The 2,550-nt window shown below is 35.9% G+C and carries 4 protein-coding genes; all 4 read right to left on the reverse strand.

Annotated elements, in window-relative coordinates; translation table 11 throughout:
- The coding region (locus PSH41_RS19965) for a phage/plasmid replication protein, II/X family (protein WP_273605102.1) at window positions 1-626 on the reverse strand (626 nt) is incomplete at its 3' end.
- Window positions 627-630: 4 nt separating this feature from the next.
- On the reverse strand, window positions 631-906 hold the full coding sequence (locus PSH41_RS19970) for a hypothetical protein (protein ID WP_273590047.1): 276 nt from the start codon (window positions 904-906) through the stop codon (window positions 631-633).
- 721 nt (window positions 907-1,627) lie between these two features.
- On the reverse strand, window positions 1,628-1,894 hold the full coding sequence (locus tag PSH41_RS19975) for a hypothetical protein (RefSeq protein WP_273590048.1): 267 nt from the start codon (window positions 1,892-1,894) through the stop codon (window positions 1,628-1,630).
- 3 nt (window positions 1,895-1,897) lie between these two features.
- Window positions 1,898-2,550, reverse strand: a 653-nt coding sequence (locus tag PSH41_RS19980; protein ID WP_273605103.1) for a phage/plasmid replication protein, II/X family, incomplete at its 5' end; no start/stop codon positions are given.

Consider the following 2,550-nt stretch of genomic DNA (forward strand, 5'->3'; position numbering starts at 1 on the left):
GATGTCTTGTTCATGTATACGGTCGTTCCTTTAGATAAAGCAGTGCCCGAACGAGTTCTACAGGTTTTTTCAGCATGGCTTAACCAAGCATAAACATCACTTCTGGAAGGTAGTGAAAACATACCAGTAATATCTACTCTCGAAAGTGTAAAACAACCTCTTTTAATGCCATCTAAATAAGATTGAGGTTGGGGCATACCCAATAAACGAGACAGCTTGATAACTGTTTCATATATCAAATTGGGCAAATCATCAGAACCAAAGATATTGTGACCTTGAAACCACTTAACTGGATTGCCAGAGATTTCAATAAGGAAAGTATCATTGGTACCAAACATAAGCTCAGCAGTTCTTACTGATAAACGAGAATCATAACTGCCTGTCACAGGTAATCTTTTATCTATAGTGTATTCAATTTCACCATCAGGAGTGGTGTTAATGATATTGCCCCCATTAAGCTTGCCAGAAACAAAGAAAGGAACTTTAGCTGTTATCCAGTCTATTTGAAGTGTTGGATTATAAGTCTCTTCATTTTTAACAAACTCAGGGTTTGGAGCTGATTGAGTCTTAGACTTAACTAGACCAAAAAGAGCCCTTTCAATTGCAATATCACTAATATCAGACATGTAGCTATTCCTTAGAGAGACCGTCTAGAGAATCTTTGGCTTTTAATAATTCATCATTAATGCGTGATTGGATAACAGCCAGGTCAACGCCAGGATTAGCTTTAGCATAATTAATTATCTCAGAAAGCTTTTTAAGATGATCGATAGATTGTTTAAGGCAATCATTAACAAAGGCAGACTTAGATTGCCCAGTTGAAAGAGAGAAATCATCCAAAGCCTCAACAACCTCTTTATCAAGGGTAAAAGCAGCCCTTACTTTTTTATCTTTTTTAATGTCCATCTATACACACCAGTAATAATTTTTTTAAATACTATGGAATTAAAGAAGACCTGTCAATCAAAACGCGGACAAAAGTCCAGACACAGAAACGAGATAAAATAAGAGTTAAACCGTAAATTAGTTCGTATCGCGGACAAAAGGTGGGTATTACTAAGACCCACCAGAGTTAACTCTTATTTTTATGAGGACCCTCCCGCAAGCGGGTCCCTCCCCATAAAAAACAATTTAACTCTTAGTCGAATTAATTCACCAGTGCTGGATAAGTAAAGATAAGTGGAATTATCAGTAATTAAAGGTAAGTCACAATAATGACTATTATCGTGAATATTAATTTAAAATTAGAATTAAAAGATTTTTATCAGGGGCGCATGCTGCGCGGGGATTTGTTTAAAAGTTTAGATGGGTAGCGCTTCGCTTGTTTGCGGCCATCAAACAAAGGTCTTCGAAATGAGTTTGATGTGTGGCCTACATGCGTAAACGCATAAAGTTAACCTTAACAAAAGTGCTAAGGTTAACTTGGCTATTAAAACTAACCATTAACTATTTTAGTAACCAGTTCTCTAAGAGATAAGCCTTGAGAAAAAGCTAAATCAGAAAGCTTTAAAATAGTTTCATGGTTTAAGGAATGTAAAATATTTAAATTATTCATTGGCATCTCCAGCAATTAACATCTTGAATTATGTAACAAAAATCAATTTAAAATTAACTAATACATATAAGATCACATTAAGTACTGCCAATCAATATTTATGTTCGGGTCTCTATAAAAAGAAAACTTACTACAGCAATGGCAATAGTCTACTTGATTAAAATCAACCATCTCAGGGAAGCGGCTATAAAGAACCTTCCAAAAGAGTAATGTACTATCTATATCATTGCCTTGAATAAACTTATCTTTAAATTTTTTAGGTGTAACATTAGTTTTGTTAGCACATTTTCTAATAACAGACTTAGCTTTTTGGTTAAGTTGGGTATCGTGTTGGTGCATGGCCTATCCGCAAATCATCCTAGGCTCAAAAACCAGATTAGTACCGTAAGCCCATTCGGGTATACCGGCTGGTTTAAGCTCAAGAACTTTTTTAAGTGGAACAACGTTGATATTCTGATCCGTTACAGGTTTTGGTACTGAAATATCAATACCAAATTCCATCAAAGCTTTTCTATCCTTATAGTACTTAGTCTTACCTATGAATTGACGAACATCTCTACCAAGAGACCAAAGTTCATAAGTCATTCTTGCATGCTTAGGGATTTCAAAAAGCTTATCACTACGGATATCTTGCTCGGTCATCTCAACTCTTCCTACATAATCTTTGAAAAGAGGCCAAGTATCGAGCTGCAACCAGTTGGTTCCTACATTAAGGCCAATCTTAGAAAGCTCTTTACCTCTTAATCTTAATTCTACACGAAGCTTATTATCAGCATAAGACTCTAAACTGCTACCTTCAAGTTCTCTGGGTAACTTGTGCTTTTCCAATTCTTGACCCTTTGAATACATAACAACATTCCAACGCGAAGATGTCTTGTTCATGTATACGGTCGTTCCTTTAGATAAAGCAGTGCCCGAACGAGTTCTACAGGTTTTTTCAGCATGGCTTAACCAAGCATAAACATCACTTCTGGAAGGTAGTGAAAACATACCAG

Origin of the sequence: Pseudoalteromonas sp. CST2 (assembly GCF_028599385.1) — a bacterium.
Classification (GTDB): Bacteria; Pseudomonadota; Gammaproteobacteria; order Enterobacterales; family Alteromonadaceae; genus Pseudoalteromonas; species Pseudoalteromonas atlantica.